The sequence below is a fragment of the Plantibacter sp. CFBP 8798 genome (genome assembly GCF_014841195.1).
Taxonomy (GTDB): Bacteria; Actinomycetota; Actinomycetes; order Actinomycetales; family Microbacteriaceae; genus Plantibacter; species Plantibacter auratus.
On the sequence record NZ_JACYTS010000002.1, the window covers coordinates 258,292 to 274,122 of the forward strand.

General features: G+C 70.3%; 12 protein-coding genes and 1 pseudogene. All 13 read right to left on the minus strand.

Going from position 1 to position 15,831, the window contains the following annotated elements; translation table 11 throughout:
- Nucleotides 1-6 precede the first annotated feature (6 nt).
- A complete protein-coding gene (locus IFU30_RS08305) occupies nt 7-1,494 on the minus strand; it encodes an RsmB/NOP family class I SAM-dependent RNA methyltransferase (RefSeq protein WP_411558384.1) in 1,488 nt (495 codons plus the stop codon).
- Nucleotides 1,491-2,420, minus strand: a complete 930-nt coding sequence (gene fmt, locus IFU30_RS08310; protein ID WP_192004904.1) for a methionyl-tRNA formyltransferase — start codon at nt 2,418-2,420, stop codon at nt 1,491-1,493. The genes IFU30_RS08305 and fmt overlap by 4 nt, the downstream gene beginning before the upstream one ends.
- A gap of 28 nt (nt 2,421-2,448) precedes the next feature.
- Entirely contained in the window at nt 2,449-4,383 is a 1,935-nt protein-coding gene (locus tag IFU30_RS08315; RefSeq protein WP_342450829.1) for a primosomal protein N', read from the minus strand.
- A 26-nt stretch (nt 4,384-4,409) separates the two neighbouring features.
- On the minus strand, nt 4,410-5,603 hold the full coding sequence (gene metK, locus IFU30_RS08320) for a methionine adenosyltransferase (protein ID WP_064293843.1): 1,194 nt from the start codon (nt 5,601-5,603) through the stop codon (nt 4,410-4,412).
- Nucleotides 5,604-5,805: 202 nt separating this feature from the next.
- On the minus strand, nt 5,806-6,063 hold the full coding sequence (gene rpoZ / locus IFU30_RS08325) for a DNA-directed RNA polymerase subunit omega (protein ID WP_056005756.1): 258 nt from the start codon (nt 6,061-6,063) through the stop codon (nt 5,806-5,808).
- A gap of 68 nt (nt 6,064-6,131) precedes the next feature.
- Complete coding sequence (gene gmk, locus IFU30_RS08330) at nt 6,132-7,010, minus strand: guanylate kinase (RefSeq protein ID WP_124769345.1); 879 nt, start codon at nt 7,008-7,010, stop codon at nt 6,132-6,134.
- Nucleotides 7,011-7,038: 28 nt separating this feature from the next.
- Nucleotides 7,039-7,884, minus strand: coding sequence for an orotidine-5'-phosphate decarboxylase (gene pyrF / locus IFU30_RS08335; protein WP_192004906.1), 846 nt, complete (start codon nt 7,882-7,884; stop codon nt 7,039-7,041).
- The gene (carB, locus tag IFU30_RS08340) at nt 7,881-11,171 is read right to left on the minus strand and encodes a carbamoyl-phosphate synthase large subunit (RefSeq protein ID WP_192004907.1); all 3,291 of its coding nucleotides are present in this window, start codon (nt 11,169-11,171) and stop codon (nt 7,881-7,883) included. The genes pyrF and carB overlap by 4 nt, the downstream gene beginning before the upstream one ends.
- Nucleotides 11,171-12,337 (minus strand): glutamine-hydrolyzing carbamoyl-phosphate synthase small subunit, encoded by a 1,167-nt coding sequence (gene carA / locus IFU30_RS08345; protein WP_085510883.1) that lies wholly within the window; start codon nt 12,335-12,337, stop codon nt 11,171-11,173. Before carA ends, carB begins: the two co-directional genes overlap by 1 nt.
- Nucleotides 12,338-12,339: 2 nt before the next feature.
- Nucleotides 12,340-12,927 (minus strand): PH-like domain-containing protein, encoded by a 588-nt coding sequence (locus tag IFU30_RS08350; RefSeq protein WP_124769343.1) that lies wholly within the window; start codon nt 12,925-12,927, stop codon nt 12,340-12,342.
- A complete protein-coding gene (locus IFU30_RS08355) occupies nt 12,927-14,294 on the minus strand; it encodes a dihydroorotase (RefSeq protein ID WP_192004908.1) in 1,368 nt (455 codons plus the stop codon). The genes IFU30_RS08350 and IFU30_RS08355 overlap by 1 nt, the downstream gene beginning before the upstream one ends.
- Entirely contained in the window at nt 14,287-15,246 is a 960-nt protein-coding gene (locus IFU30_RS08360; protein ID WP_192004909.1) for an aspartate carbamoyltransferase catalytic subunit, read from the minus strand. The genes IFU30_RS08355 and IFU30_RS08360 overlap by 8 nt, the downstream gene beginning before the upstream one ends.
- A pseudogene (gene pyrR, locus IFU30_RS08365) lies at nt 15,243-15,788 on the minus strand (bifunctional pyr operon transcriptional regulator/uracil phosphoribosyltransferase PyrR); the annotation flags it as partial. The pseudogene pyrR and the gene IFU30_RS08360, both read right to left, overlap by 4 nt.
- Between the last annotated feature and the right edge of the window lie 43 nt (nt 15,789-15,831).

A 15,831-nucleotide genomic window follows, 5' to 3' on the forward strand; every position in this document is an offset into this window, starting at 1 on the left:
TCGAGCCTATCGATCGACAGCGGGTCCGGCCGACTCCGCGGGTTTGCGGAGCAGCGCGATGTACATGGCGTCGGTGCCCTGGCGGTGCGGCCAGAGCTGGACCGCGCCACCGGGCGCCGCGGCGTCGAGCGGTTCGGTCGTGACCTGGTCGAGCACCGCGGAGGTGTCGAGTCGCTCCATCCCGGGGTGGGCTCGCAGCGCGCTCTCCACGATCAGTGCCGTCTCGCCGACGTGCGGCGAACACGTCACGTACGCCACGATCCCGCCGGGAGCGAGCGCGGTGATGGCGGCGTCGAGCAGTGAGCCCTGCAGTCGGGTGAGTTCGGAGACGTCCTTCGGGGTCTTCCGCCACCGCGCCTCCGGTCGTCGTCGCAGCGCGCCGAGCCCGGTGCACGGGGCGTCGAGGAGGATTCGGTCGTAGCTCCCGGGATGCTCCGCAGCGAGCTTCGTGCCGTCGGCGGTCGAGACCGACACCTCGAGCGGGACACCTGCGAGGGCGCGTTCCACGAGACGGGCCCTCGCAGGGACCAGTTCGTTCGCATCGAGGCGTGCCTCCCCGGCGAGAGCCTCGGCGGCCAGGAGTGCCGCCTTGCCACCCGGGCCCGCGCACAGGTCGAGCCATCGCTCGCCGGGCCGCACCGGTACCGCCCGCGTCAGCGCGAGCGCGGCGAGCTGCGAGCCCTCGTCCTGGACGCGGAGGCGGCCGCCGCCGGTCCCGACGAGCTGGACCGGGTCGCCGCCGGGGTTGCGGAAGCCGTATGGGGAGAAGCGGTTCGGCTCGGCGTCCTCAGGCCGGTCGGCGAGCCCCGGGAGCGCGATGAGGTTCACCTGCGGGGCGAGGTTGTCCGCGGCCAGCGCCTCCTCGAGTTCGTCGCCGCGGTCCTGCAGGTCGAGCGCCTGCCTGATGGCCCGAACGACCCACGACGGGTGGGCGGTGCTCACTGCCAGGCGATCGGTGTCGTTCGTGACCTCACCCAGCAGGATCCGCTCCCACTCGGCGGGTTCGGTCCGCGAGATGGTGCGGAGGACACCGTTGGTGAAGCCGGCCGCCGACCGCGAACCGGCGGACCGGGCGAGTTCGACGGACTCGTTCACGGCGGCGTGGCCTGCGACGCGCATGGAGAGCAGCTGATGGGCACCGAGCCGCAGGACGTCGAGGATCGCGTCGTCGATCTCGGTCACGGGACGCTTCGCCGCGTGCGCGATGACGCGGTCGTAGTACCCGCGTCGGCGAAGGGTGCCGTACGTCAGCTCGGTCGCGAGGCCGGCGTCCGCCGGACTCAACTTCGCCTCGGCCAGCCGGTGTGGCAGGAGGAGGTTCGCGTAGGCGTCCGAGGTGCTGACGGCGTGGATGACGTCGAAGGCCACTCGGCGTGCCGGCTGCACGGTCGCCGAGTCACGCGGACGCGTGGGACGCTGGCGTCCGCGTCGGGGTTCCTCGTCGCGGGGCCGTCGGTCGCGGCGTCGCTGGCCCTCGGGCTGCTGGCCGCTCACGCGGTGACCAGCCGATCGGTTCCAGCGGACGCGCCGCGCCACCAGTCGGCGGCGGGCATCGCCGTGCGCCCGGCCGGCTGCACCTGCAGCAGTTGCAACGGTGTGTCCGCCGTGCCGACCAGGACGAGGCCGTCGATGGACGCGATCGTCCCGGGCGCCGGTGGGTCCGTCGGCATGGTCGTCGCGGGGACGGCACGGTGCACCTTCAGCCGTGACTCGTCGAGGAGGGTGAACGCGCCCGGCTCGGGGGTCACCCCGCGGATCTGCGACCACACGTCGGCGACGGGGCGGTCCCAGACGATCCGACCGTCCTGGCCGTCGAGCTTCGGCGCGAGCGACACCTCGCCCCGCTGCGGGACCGCGACCGCGGTGCCGGCGCCGATGGCGGCGACGACCTCCGCGGTGAGCGGTGCGCCGAGCTCGGCGAGGCGGTCGAGGAGCTCCCCCGAGGTCTCGCCCTCGCCGATCGGCGTCTCCACCGTCGCGAAGACGTCTCCGGCGTCGAGAGCCGGCACGAGCTGGAAGACCGATGCACCGGTGACCGCGTCTCCGGCCATCACGGACCGCTGGACGGGAGCCGCGCCGCGCCAGGACGGCAGCAATGAGAAGTGCAGATTGATCCAACCGTGTGCCGGCGCGGACAGGAGGGGTTCGCGGACGAGTCCGCCGTACGCGACGATCACGCCGAGTTCCGCACGGAGCGCGACGATCCGCGCGGTCGCGTCGTCGTCGAGACGTGCAGCGCGGATGACCGGGAGCCCGAGCCGTTCGGCGGCCGCTGCCACCGGCGACGGGGTCAGGACCCGCTTGCGGCCGAGCGGGGCGTCGGGTCGAGTCACGACGGCCGCGATCTCGTGCCCGGCCGAGACGAGGGCGTCGAGCGTCGGGACGGCGACGGCGGGGGTGCCGGCGAAGACCAGCCTCATGCGGTTCGGACTTCGTGGACGGGGTGGATCATGACAGCATCTCCGGATCGTCGAATCGTACTCTGAGTGTAGGCGGGGCTTTCGGCGCCCGCCTGCCGGGGGTCGGCCGTCGACGCTTCGCCGCCTGCGCGACGACGGTCGCGCGCAACTGCTCGGCGACCGCCCTGGCGTGGCCGTAGTCGACCCGCAGGATCGCGACGCTGTCGCCCGCTTCGTCGACGGTCGGGCCGAGCACGCGGCTCCGGTACTCGGCGGGCAGTGCGGCGAGAGCGGCGTCGACGGCGTCGCGGGTGCCGGTGAGGGTCGCGCTCCGGACCGCGGGAGGGAACCCGAGCTCTCTGCGCTCGGCGAGTTCCTCACTCGCGAACCGCGGTTGCTGCCAGAGGGCGAAGGCGTTCGCCACGGGGGCCTCGACGCCGATCAGGAGCACCGGCGCGCGTGGAGCGGCCAGAGCTGCGGCGTTCGACCACCACCGCAGGCAGTCCTCGGCGACGCGGAGCGACTCCCGCGCCAGCATGCGGTCGCCGTCGACCAGGAGGACGGCGGCATAGCCGCCCGCGGCGACGGGCTCCGCGCCTCGGGTCGCGATCACCAGCGCCGGCTCCGGGCCGACCTCGAACTTGGGGGCGTCTCCGTCCGACACCACGACCCGGTACCGGGGGAACGCCCGGCCCAGTTCCTCGGCGGTCCGGCCGGTGCCGGCGGCCGTGACGCGGAACGCGGTGTCGTGACAGGTCTCGCACGACCACCCAGCCGCGAGGTGACCGCACCAACGGCAGGAGGGCTGCGAACGGGCTGTGGCGAGTTGGAGTGGACCGTGGCACACCGAGCAGTGGGCCCTCGTCCCGCACCGTCGACAGGCGAGGTGCGGCGCGTACCCCGGCCGCGCGACCTGGACCAGCACGGGTCCGTGATGCAATGCCTCGTCGACCGCGCGCCACGCGCTCGACGGGATCCTCGCCTGGCTCGTCATGGCGTCGTCGCCGCTGGCCCGGGACACGACGACTCTCGGTCGTATCGGCGGGGTGGGTGCGACCTCGTGCAGCCAGCCGAGTTCGACGAGTCGCTGCGTCTCGGTACTGCGCGAATGCGCGGCGAAGACAAGGGCGGATCCGCTCATCTCCTGCCGGGTCAACGCGACGTCGCGGGCGTGCACATAGGGGGCGAGCTGCTCCTGATGGAGGGCGTCGCCGTCGTCCCAGAGGGCGATGAGTCCGAGGTCGTGCGCCGGTGCATAGACGGCCGACCGGTTGCCGACGACGATCCGCGGCACCGGATGCAGTCCGTCCAGGTAGGAGCGGTAGCGAGCAGCGGGGGTCTGCTTGGCGTCGGCCCTCGCGACCGCGGCACCGACACCGAGGTCGTCGAGCGCCGCAAGGAGGTGTTCGACGTCCCGGTAGTCGGGGACGCACAGGATCGCGCTTCTGCCCTCGGCCAGCTGGTTCACGGCGAGAGCCGCCAGCGTGAAGGACCAGTCCGGGAGCCAGACGCCCGCGCTCGTCGCGGTCAGGGTGGGGATCGCGCTGATCGCGTACCGCTCCCCCGGCGCGAGCCGGTCGAGGGAGCCGGGGGCGAACCCCGGGACGGTGCGCCGCTCGACCGACGGAGGCTCCGGCGGGGCCGCGGCGGCCCAGGTCTTCTCCACCCGGACCTGTCGCGGCGGGATCGCGAGACGCAGGACGTCCATCGCGCTGCCGGCGCTGCGATCCGCGACACGGCGAGCGAGCGTCCACAGGGTCGGGGTCAGGACCGGTACCGACGACACGACCGAGCTCAGCGGGCTGAGCGCCCCGCCGAACTCGCTCGAGTCGGCGAGGTCCACGATGAACCCGTTCGCCGACCGCCCGGCCGAGCGCAACGGGACCGAGACGCGCGCGCCGAGCACGGCGTCATCGGCCAGCTCGTCGGGAATGGCGTAGTCGAACAGATGGTCGAGCTGTGGCAACGGGGAGTCGAGTACCACCCTGGCGACCCTCGCGCCGACCACGGCTACAGCCCGGCTGCTGACCGCAACGCCTCCACCCGGTCGAGACGCTCCCACGTGAAGTCGGGGAGCTCGCGGCCGAAGTGCCCGTACGCCGCCGTTGCGGCGTAGATGGGGCGGATGAGGTCGAGGTCGGCGATGATCGCGGCCGGACGGAGATCGAAGACGTCGCGGATCGCGCGCGTGATGTCCGCCTCCGGCACATGGGCCGTCCCGAAGGTCTCGACGTAGAGCCCGACCGGCGCGGCCTTGCCGATGGCGTAGGCGACCTGCACCTCGAGACGTTCGGCGAATCCGGCGGCGACCGCGTTCTTCGCCACCCAGCGCATGGCGTATGCGGCCGAGCGGTCCACCTTCGACGGGTCCTTCCCGCTGAAGGCTCCACCGCCGTGTCGAGCCGCTCCGCCGTAGGTGTCGATGATGATCTTGCGTCCGGTGAGCCCCGCGTCGCCCATCGGGCCACCGACGACGAAGATGCCGGTCGGGTTGATCAGGTGCGTCACGTTCGAGCTGTCGAGTTCGACCGTCGCGAGGACCGGTTCGATGACGTGACGCTGGACGTCGCGACGCAGCTGCTCCGTGGAGACACCCGGATTGTGTTGCGTGGAGACCACGACCGTCTCCACAGTCTTCGGGAGGAAGCCGTCGTATCCGATGGTGACCTGGGTCTTGCCGTCCGGGCGCAGGTAGTCGAGCTGGCCGGACTTGCGGACCTCGGCGAGTCGCTCCGCGAGACGGTGTGCGATCCAGCTGGGCAGCGGCATGTATTGCGGCGTCTCGGTGGTCGCGAACCCGAACATGATGCCCTGGTCGCCGGCGCCCTGGAGGTCGTAGGCGTCGACACTGGACTGTTCGCGGGATTCGAAGGCATGGTCGACTCCGGCGGCGATGTCGGCGGACTGCGAGCCGATCGACACGCTCACGCCGCAGGAGTCGCCGTCGAATCCGATGTCGGACGAGGTGTAGCCGATGGACCGGATGCGCTCGCGGACGATCGTCGGGATGTCGACGTAGCCGCTCGTGGAGACCTCACCGGCGACATGGACGAGACCGGTGGTGACGAGCGTCTCGACGGCGACTCGACTGCGCGGATCCACCTCGAGGAGCGCGTCGAGGATGCTGTCCGAGATCTGGTCGCAGATCTTGTCGGGATGCCCCTCGGTCACGGATTCGGAGGTGAACAGGCGCAGCTCGGTCATGCGGTCTCCCGTCGGAAGTGGTGGTGCGATGGTGGAGGGATCGGCCGTCGCGGTGTTCCGGGGCCGGACCGTTCATCACTCTAGTCGAGGCCTCGGACACGTCGTCCGTCCGTGACGCAAGGCGTCGCGGTGGTGGGAACGGGCCCGACACGACGAATCCGCCGGTCGTCTGGCGCCCGGCGGATTCGTCGTGGTGAAGCGGTTATTCGGCGATCGGCTTGATCTGGAGCTTGTCCTCGTTGATCTCGTGCATCGCGATCGAGAGCGGCTTGTCCTCGACGGACGAGTCGACCAGCGGCCCGACGTTGTCGAACAGGCTGCCCTCGTGGAGGTCGGCGTAGTAGTCGTTGATCTGGCGCGCGCGCTTGGACGCGAAGATCACGAGTGCGTACTTGGACTCGACCTTGGTGAGCAGGGAGTCGATGGGCGGATCGATGATGCCCTTGAGCTTGTCAGCCATGCAGGTTCACACTCCTCGTGTGGTTGTGTTCGGGGAAGATCGGATCGATGCGGGGTGCGCGTCGGACGTCAATCCCCGTGAATCTTCATCAAGTCTACGACCTCTTGGGCCGCCCGGGCCACGTCGTCGTTGACGACACGGTGGTCGAACTCGTCCGCGGCGGCCAGTTCGACCTTCGCGGTGCGCAGTCGGCGCTCCCGTTCCTCCTCGTCCTCGGTGCCTCGTCCGACCAGTCGACGGACCAGTTCGTCCCAGCTCGGGGGCAGCAGGAACACCAGGGTCGCCTCCGGCATCGCCTCCCGGACCTGCCGGGCACCCTGGATGTCGATCTCGAGCAACGCGCTGTCGCCGGCCGCGAGCGCACGCTCGATCGGCTCGCGTGGCGTGCCGTAGCGGTACGCGTTGTGGACCGTGGCGTGCTCGAGCAGGCGGTCGCCCTCGATGAGGCCGTCGAATTCGTCGTCGGTCACGAAGTAGTAGTTCACCTCGTGCTGTTCCCCCGGTCGGGGCTTGCGCGTCGTGGCCGAGACGGAGAGGTGCACCTCCGGGTAGTGGTCGCGGATGTACGCGGCCACCGTCCCCTTGCCGACGGCCGTCGGGCCGGCGAGCACGACGAGTCGGCTGCGCGCGTTCCCCGGGTAGCGCTCGGCGATGAAGGCGCGGAGGCGATCCCGCTGCAACCGCCCGAGACCGCCGAGGCGCTTCACCGAGGAGATGCCGAGCGATTCGAGGATGCGCCCGAGCTTGGTGACGCCGACACTCGGGATGCTGAGGAGGTACTCGGTGATGCGGATGCCGCCCTCGATACCGTCCGGATCGGCGGTCGCAGCGTCGAGTACCTCCAAGGGGGTGCGGGCACCGGAGGCGATGGACGCCTTGACGGTCGCACGCGCGCGGCGTTTGCGAACGGCCTCACGTGAGGCGGCGGCCCGGTCGACCTCCGGCATGTTCCTACTGGGCTGGTCCTGCTCCTGGTCAACCACGGGCGCTCCTCACGGCTGCGACGGAACGTTCGACGGCGTCCGCGATCCCCGAGGGTCCAGCCGCGAGGATGCTCCGGGACTCGGAGACGATGACGCCCGGCGCGAGGTCGCCGTAGATGGATCCGAGGTCGGCGACCGAGGCCCCCTGGTGGCCGAACCCGGGTGCCAGGATCGGGAGCGTGGTCGTCGGCGGTACCTCCGTCAGGCCGAACTCCTCGAGACGGAGCGTGGCTCCGATGACCGCACCGATCGAACCGGTAGCCCCGGGGTGGTGCCGTGCGTTCCAGTGGTCGATCTCCTCGAGCATCGACGCCGCGACGGTGAGGCCGGCCCTGTCCTCGGCGAGCTGGACGTCGCGACCCTCCGGGTTCGAGGTCGCCGTCAGCACGAACACGCCCTTGCCGTGCTGCTCGGCGAGCTCGAGTACCGGCTGCAGTGAGCCGAAGCCGAGATAGGGGTTCACGGTGAGGGCGTCGACCTCCAGCGGTGAACCGGGGGTCAGCCACGCTTCGGCATAGCCCTCCATGCTCGTCCCGATCTCGCCGCGCTTGGCGTCGCCGATCACGAGGAGCCCGGCGTCGCGTGCCGCGGCGAGGACCCCTTCGAGGGCGATGTACCCGGCCGACCCGAACCGTTCGAAGAACGCCACCTGCGGCTTGACGATCCCGGCGCGACCGGCTGCGGCCTCGACGACGGCGAGGCCAAAGGCCCCCGCGCCGGCGGCGGTGTCGGGCAGCCCCCACGCCTCGAGCAGGAAGCGGTGCGGATCGATGCCGACGCAGAGTCGGCCCGACCGGACGAAGACCTCGTCCAGTCGGGTTCCGAAGGAAGCCGTCACGAGCGCGCAGCCCGATCGAGTGCGTACTCCTGGAGCGAGCGGACCTCGAAGCCCCCGCCGAGTGCCTCGAAGGAGCCGACCGCTGCGGTGAGCTGCGCGATCGTCGTGAAAAGCGGCTTGTCGGCCGCGACAGCAGCCGCGCGGATCTCGTAGCCGTCCGCGCGAGCCGACCGGCCACTCGGGGTGTTGATGACCATGTCGACCTCGTCGCGGTTGATCAGGTCGACGATCGAGTCGTCCTCGCCCGCGGCCGTGGTCTCGCTGTACTTGCGCACCGTCCGGGCACTGATGCCGTTCCGGTTCAGTACCTCGGCCGTGCCGTCGGTCGCGAGGATGTCGAACCCGAGCTGTTGGAGGCGCAGCACCGGCAGGATGATCGAACGCTTGTCGCGGTCGGAGACCGACACGAACACCGTTCCGCTCGACGGCAGGCCGCCGTAGGCCGCCTCCTGGCTCTTCGCGAACGCGCGCGGGAAGTCCTTGTCGATGCCCATCACCTCGCCGGTGGAGCGCATCTCCGGGCCGAGCACACTGTCGACGATCTGGCCGTCCTTCGTGCGGAAGCGCTTGAAGGGCAGCACAGCCTCCTTGACCGACACCGGAGAGTCGATCGGCACGCGGGAGCCGTCGACCGGGGGCAGGAGCCCCGAGTCCTTGAGCTCGGCGACCGTCGCACCGGTCATGATGAGTGATGCGGCCTTCGCCAGCGGGATGCCGAGCGCCTTCGACACGAACGGCACGGTGCGGGACGCACGCGGGTTCGCCTCGATGACGTAGAGGATGCCGGCGCCGATCGCGAACTGGACGTTCAGGAGACCACGCACGCCGATCCCCTGGGCGATCGCGAGCGTCGCGTTCCGCACGCGGTCGATCTCGGCGCGACCGAGCGAGACGGGCGGGAGGGTGCAGCTCGAGTCGCCCGAGTGGATACCGGCCTCCTCGATGTGCTCCATGACGCCACCGATGTAGAGCTCCTCGCCGTCGAACAGGGCGTCGACGTCGATCTCGATCGCGTCGTCGAGGAAGTGGTCGACGAGCAGCGGCTGGGCCGGGCCAACGATGCCCTGGTCCTCGATGCGCACGAAGTAGTCCGTGAGCGAGGCGCTGTCGTAGATGATCTCCATGCCGCGTCCGCCGAGCACGAAGCTCGGGCGGACGAGGACCGGGTAACCGATCTCCTCGGCGACGCGCAGCGCACCCTCGATCTCCACCGCGGTGCCGTTCTTCGGTGCGACGAGGCCGGCGGCGTCCAGGATCTCCTGGAACTGGCCGCGCTCCTCGGCGAGGTCGATGGCGGTCGGCGTGGTGCCGAGGATCGGGACGCCTGCGGCCTCGAGCCCCTTCGCAAGCCCGAGCGCCGTCTGTCCACCGAGCTGGACGACGACACCGACGAGTTCGCCCGACTCGCTCTCGGCGTGGATGACCTCGAGGACGTCCTCGAGCGTGAGCGGCTCGAAGTAGAGTCGGTCGCTCGTGTCGTAGTCCGTGGAGACCGTCTCCGGGTTGCAGTTGATCATGATGGTCTCGAAGCCGGCGGCCTGCAGCGCGAAGGACGCGTGCACGCAGGAGTAGTCGAACTCGATGCCCTGGCCGATGCGGTTCGGGCCGGACCCGAGGATGACCACCTTGCGGCGGTCGCTCGCGACCACCTCGGTCTCCGTGTCGTAGCTCGAGTAGTGGTACGGGGTGAGGGCCGGGAACTCGCCGGCGCACGTGTCGACCGTCTTGTAGACCGGGCGGACTCCCAGGATGTGCCGGACCTCGCGCACCTCCTGCTCGCCGAACCCGCGCAGCTGACCGATCTGCGCATCCGAGAAGCCGTGGTTCTTCGCGGTACGGAGCACCTCGGTGTCGAGGCGTTCCGCCGCGGCGATCCAGTCGGCGACGTCATTGATCAGGACGATCTGATCGATGAACCACGGGTCGATCTTGGTGGCCTCGAAGACCTGCTCTGCGGTGGCACCCTGGCGGAGCGCCTGCTGCACGACGACGATGCGGCCGTCGGTCGGGGTCTTCATGACCTCGAGCAGTTCCTCGACGCTGCGGGACTCGTCGCCCCAGTGGAAGCTGGAACCGCGCTTCTCGAGCGACCGCAGCGCCTTCTGCAGGGCGGTGGCGTAGTTGCGTCCGATGGCCATCGCCTCACCCACCGACTTCATGGTGGTCGTGAGCGTCGGGTCGGCGGCGGGGAACTTCTCGAACGCGAAGCGCGGGACCTTGACGACGACGTAGTCGAGCGTGGGCTCGAAGCTTGCGGGCGTGACCTTCGTGATGTCGTTCGGGATCTCGTCGAGACGGTACCCGATGGCCAGCTTCGCCGCGATCTTCGCGATCGGGAAGCCGGTCGCCTTCGAGGCGAGGGCACTCGAGCGGGAGACGCGCGGGTTCATCTCGATGACGATGATGCGGCCGTCGGCCGGGTCGACCGCGAACTGGATGTTGCAGCCGCCGGTGTCGACGCCGACCGCGCGGATGATGTCGATACCGATGTCGCGGAGCTTCTGGTACTCGCGGTCCGTCAGCGTCAGGGCGGGGGCCACCGTGATGGAGTCCCCGGTGTGCACGCCGACCGGGTCGACGTTCTCGATCGAGCAGACGACGACGGTGTTGTCGGCCGTGTCGCGCATGAGCTCGAGCTCGTACTCCTTCCAGCCGAGGATCGACTCCTCGAGGAGCACCTCGGTGGTCGGGCTCTGGTGGAGGCCGTCGCCGACGATCCGGCGGAGCTCCGTCTCGGTGTACGCGAAGCCCGAGCCGAGGCCGCCCATGGTGAACGAGGGGCGGACGACCAGCGGGTAGCCGAGGTCCTCGGCGTAGCCGACGGCCTCCTCGACCGTGTGGGCGATGTAGGAGCGGGCCACGTCCGCGCCAGCGTCGAGCACGAGCTGCTTGAAGATCTGGCGGTCCTCGCCCTTGTTGATCGCCTCGAAGTTCGCGCCGATGAGCTCGACGTCGTACTTCTCGAGGATGCCGTGCTCGTGCAGCTGGATCGCGGCGTTCAACGCCGTCTGGCCGCCGAGGGTCGGCAGGATCGCGTCGGGCTTCTCCTTCGCGATGATCGTCTCGATGACCTGCCAGGTGATCGGCTCGACGTAGGTCGCGTCGGCGAAGTCGGGGTCGGTCATGATGGTCGCCGGGTTCGAGTTGACGAGGATGACGCGGACGCCCTCCTCGCGCAGCACACGGCACGCCTGGGTGCCCGAGTAGTCGAATTCGGCGGCCTGCCCGATGACGATCGGCCCGGAGCCGATGACGAGGACGCTGTTGATGTCGTCGCGCTTGGGCACTAGTTGTTCTCCTTGGTGCTGGAAGTGGTGGCGTGGCCGGTCACGAGGTCGCGGAACCGGTCGAACAGGTAGACCGCGTCGTGCGGACCCGAGGCGGACTCGGGGTGGTACTGGACCGAGAACGCGGGGATGTCGATGCAGTTGATGCCCTCGACGACCTCGTCGTTCAGGCTGTAGTGGCTGACTTCGGCGAGGCCGAACCCGGCGGGCGTCTCGTGACGGCCCTCGATCGGCAGGTCGACCGCGAAGCCGTGGTTCTGCGAGGTGATCTCCACCCGGCCGGTCGCCTTGTCGAGGACCGGCTGGTTGATCCCGCGGTGACCGAACGGCAGCTTGTAGGTCTCGAAGCCGAGCGCGCGGCCGAGCAGCTGGTTGCCGAAGCAGATGCCGAAGTACGGCACGCCCGCGCGGAGCACGTCCTGCAGGAGGGCGACGTGCGCGTCGCTCGCAGCCGGGTCACCGGGGCCGTTGGAGAAGAACAGGGCGGACGGCTCGAGCGCGAGGACCTCGGCCGAGGTCACCGACTGCGGCAGCACCACGACGTCGAAGCCGCGAGCGGCGAGGTGGTTGAGCGTCGACGTCTTGACGCCGAGGTCGAGGACCGCGACGGAACCGACGCGCTCGCCCACCGCCGGCACGGTGTACTGCTCGGTCGTGGAGACCTGGCTCGACAGGTTCAGACCGGCCATCTGCGCGCCGGCCCGGACGAGACTGAGCTGCTCGGCGCCGGACAACTCGAAGTCCTCGCCGGAGAACACGCCGCCGCGCATGGAACCGGCGGAACGGATGTGCCGGGTCACCGCGCGGGTGTCGATGCCGCTGATGCCCACGACGCCGTCCTGGACCAGTTCGTCGTCGAGCGAGCGGTCCGCTCGGAAGTTCGAGACGACGCGCGACGCGTCACGCACCACGTATCCGGCGACCCAGACGCGGGCGGACTCCATGTCCTCGCGGTTGACGCCGGTGTTGCCGATGTGCGGCGCGGTCATCAGGACGATCTGTCCGGCGTAGGACGGGTCGGTCAGCGTCTCCTGGTAGCCGGTCATGCCGGTGGCGAAGACGACCTCGCCGAGCGTGCGGCCGGTCGCGCCGTAGGCGTGCCCGACGTAGCGGTTGCCGTCCTCGAGGACGAGTACCGCTGGACTGGGTGGGGTGAAGGAGGTCATGGTCAAGCCCTCTCGTGAGGCGGTGGGGTGGAGTCGTCGGCCGAGGTGATGTCGGCGACGGTGTCTGGGGTGCCGGTCGGCCGGAGTCCGGCGTCCGCGGCGGGGATGAGGCTCGTGACGGTGTCGATGATGCGGGCGCGGTCCGCCTGCTCGAGGACGCGGAAGGTGCTGTCCGCGATCACCGTCGGGACGGGGCGCCAGCTCAGGCGGATGAGCCCGCCCGGCTCGACGACCCGGTCGATCGTGAGGTTGGTCTGGTCGACGCCGACGATGCTCGTCGCCGGGATGAACGTCGGCCGCTCCCCCGGGACGTCGACGACGACTCCGGCGGCACCGAGCTCGAGCGTGACCCGGGATCGGTAGCGCAGTCCCTGCAACGCAAGCCGTTCGAGCGGCTGGTCGTGCTTCGACGTCGCGACGTAGAGGACCTCGACCGTCAGTGACGGGACCGGCCGCGGGTCGGGGAGCTCCGCGAGGGGACCGACCTGGGCGTCGCGCGCGACGCGGCGTCGCCAGGCGAAGGCCATGAGGGCGAGGATGCCGAGGAGGACGAGGGCGACGAGGACGGCCGCGAGGATCCGCCCGTCCATCAGTGCTCGACCTCCGCGGATCGCGCGGCACGGCGTGCTGCGGCCGCGACCTGCTCCGTCGGGAGCACGGCGCCGTCCAGGACGGTCGCGTAGCCCCGGTGGAAGGTGGCGACGACGCGGCCGGGCAGCTCCAGGCCGAGGTAGGGCGAGTTCACGCCCTTGCCGGCCAGGTCGGCCGTGCCGAACGGACGGGTGGCGGCGGTGTCGTAGAGCACGACCTCCGCCGGAGCACCGGCCTCGATCGAAGCCCCCTGCCCGGTGATCCGTCCGATCCTCGCCGGCGTCGCCGAGAGCACCCGGGCGACGTCGTTCCAGTCCAGGAGCCCGGTCGCGACCATCGACGCGTGCACGACGGAGAGGGCGGACTCGAGGCCCACCATGCCGTTCGCGGCGGCGTCCCACTCGCAGTCCTTGGCCTCGACCGGGTGCGGTGCGTGGTCCGTCGCGACGATGTCGATCGTGCCGTCCGCGAGGGCCTCGCGCAGCGCCTGGACGTCCTCCGCCCGTCGCAGGGGCGGGTTCACCTTGTACCGGGCGTCGTAGCTCGCCACCAGCTCCTCCGTGAGCAGCAGGTGGTGCGGCGTGACCTCGGCCGTGACGGGGATGCCCCGGGCCTTCGCCCAGCGGATGACGTCGACGGAACCGGCCGTCGAGACGTGGCAGATGTGGAGGCGGGAACCCACGTGCTCGGCGAGGAGCACGTCGCGGGCGATGATCGACTCCTCAGCGACAGCCGGCCATCCGGTGAGACCGAGCTCGCCGGAGAGTGCGCCCTCGTTCATTTGCGCACCGACAGTGAGTCGGGGCTCCTGCGCGTGCTGGGCGATCACGCCGTCGAAGGCCTTCACGTACTCCAGCGCGCGACGCATGAGCAGCGGGTCTGACACGCAGAGGCCGTCGTCCGAGAAGACCCGGACCTTGGCGCGTGAGGAGGCCATGGCGCCGAGTTCGGCGAGTCGTTCCCCGGCGAGTCCGACCGTCACGGCACCGATCGGCTGCACCGTGGCGTAGCCGGCGCGCTCACCGAGCGACTGCTCCTGCTCGACGACCCCGGCCGTGTCGGCCACCGGCGAGGTGTTGGCCATCGCGAACACCGCGGTGAAGCCGCCGGCGGCTGCGGCACGCGTGCCGGTGAGCACCGTCTCGCTCTGCTCGAACCCGGGTTCCCGGAGATGCGTGTGGAGGTCGACGAGCCCGGGCAGCGCGAGGAGGCCGTCCGCGTCGACGACGGTCGCGCCGACGACGCTCAGCCCGGAGCCGCGTTCCGCGATCCGTCCGTCGCGCAGAAGGAGGTCGGTGCGTGTCCCGTCGGCGAGCGTCGCTCCGGTGATCAGGGTGACGTCGTGGTTCGAAGTGGGCTCAGACACGGGTGGATTCCTCTCGATCGCCGGACAGCAGCAGGTACAACGCGGCCATCCGGACCGACACCCCGTTGGCGACCTGTTCGAGGACGGTGGACCGGGGTGAATCGGCTGCCCCGGACGAGATCTCCAGACCGCGGTTCATCGGCCCGGGGTGCATGATAATGCTAGCCGGATCGAGGCGGGCGAGCCGCTCGTCGTCGAGCCCCCAGCGCCTGGAATACTCCCGGCTGTTCGGGAAAAAGGCGGCGTGCATGCGTTCGGACTGGATCCGGAGCATCATCAGCACGTCGGGACGCTGGGCGATCGCGTCGTCCAGGTCGTAGCGGACGGTTGCCGGCCAGGGGCCGAGGTCCACCGGAAGCAGTGTCGGCGGGGCGACGAGGGTGACCTCGGCGCCGAGCGTGTCGAGCAGCCAGACGTTCGAGCGGGCGACCCGGGAATGCAGGATGTCGCCGACGATCGTCACCGCCACCCCGTCGAGCGCGCGACCGCGGGACCGCTCGCCGTGGAGGCGCTTGCGCATGGTGAACGCGTCCAGGAGGGCCTGCGTCGGGTGCTCGTGCGTCCCGTCCCCCGCGTTCAGGATGCCGGCGTCGATCCAGCCGCTGTCGGCGAGGGTCTGCGGCGCTCCGGACGCGGAGTGTCGGATCACGACGGCGTCGGCGTGCATCGCGGCGAGGGTCTGTGCGGTGTCCTTCAGGCTTTCACCCTTCGAGACGCTCGACCCCTTGGCGCTGAAGGTGATGACGTCTGCGGACAGCCGTTTCGCGGCAGCCTCGAACGAGATGCGCGTGCGGGTCGAGTCCTCGAAGAAGAGGTTGACGACCGTCTTCCCACGGAGGGTCGGGAGCTTGCGGACCTCACGGAACTGCGTTTCGGCCATGTCCTCCGCGACGTCGAGGATCTCGATCGCCTCGTCGCGGGTGAGGGTCTTCGTCGACAGCAGGTGTCTCATTCGCCGCTCCCCTCGATCGTCACGGAGTCGTCGCCGTCGAACTCGGTGAGCCGGACGAAGATGCGCTCCGCCTGCGAGGAGGGCAGGTTCTTCCCCACGAAGTCGGGTCGGATCGGGAGCTCGCGGTGCCCGCGGTCGACGAGCGCGGCGAGCCGCACGACGCGCGGGCGGCCCAGGTCGGTCAGGGCGTCGAGGGCGGCGCGGATCGTGCGTCCCGAGTACAGGACGTCGTCGACGAGGACGACCGTGCGCCCGTCGATCCCCTGTGGCGGCAGCGTCGTGGGCTGCGGTGCACGGGTCGGGTGCTTCGCCAGGTCGTCGCGGTACATCGTGACGTCGAGTGCACCCGAGACGATGGTCGCGCCCGAGATCGAGGAGATCGTGGCGGCGATCCGCTTCGCGAGGATGACCCCGCGCGTCGGGATGCCCAGGATCACGAGGTCGTCTGCTCCGCGGTTGGACTCGAGGATCTCGTGGGAGATCCGAGTCAACGCCCGCGCGATGTCAGCTTCGTGCAGCACGGTACGTGCGCTCATCGCCGACTCCCTTCTCCGCCTCTCTGGACGGTCTTAAAGGTTGTCTTGG

What these genes read in the sequence shown, in the direction of transcription:
- rpoZ (WP_056005756.1), bottom strand. Translation starts at nt 6,063, where the DNA reads ATGGCTGACAAGCTCAAGGGCATCATCGATCCGCCCATCGACTCCCTG.
- IFU30_RS08360 (WP_192004909.1), bottom strand. Translation starts at nt 15,246, where the DNA reads ATGAGACACCTGCTGTCGACGAAGACCCTCACCCGCGACGAGGCGATC.
- metK (WP_064293843.1), bottom strand. Translation starts at nt 5,603, where the DNA reads ATGACCGAGCTGCGCCTGTTCACCTCCGAATCCGTGACCGAGGGGCAT.
- fmt (WP_192004904.1), bottom strand. Translation starts at nt 2,420, where the DNA reads ATGAGGCTGGTCTTCGCCGGCACCCCCGCCGTCGCCGTCCCGACGCTC.
- gmk (WP_124769345.1), bottom strand. Translation starts at nt 7,010, where the DNA reads ATGCCGGAGGTCGACCGGGCCGCCGCCTCACGTGAGGCCGTTCGCAAA.
- carA (WP_085510883.1), bottom strand. Translation starts at nt 12,337, where the DNA reads ATGACCTCCTTCACCCCACCCAGTCCAGCGGTACTCGTCCTCGAGGAC.
- IFU30_RS08350 (WP_124769343.1), bottom strand. Translation starts at nt 12,927, where the DNA reads ATGGACGGGCGGATCCTCGCGGCCGTCCTCGTCGCCCTCGTCCTCCTC.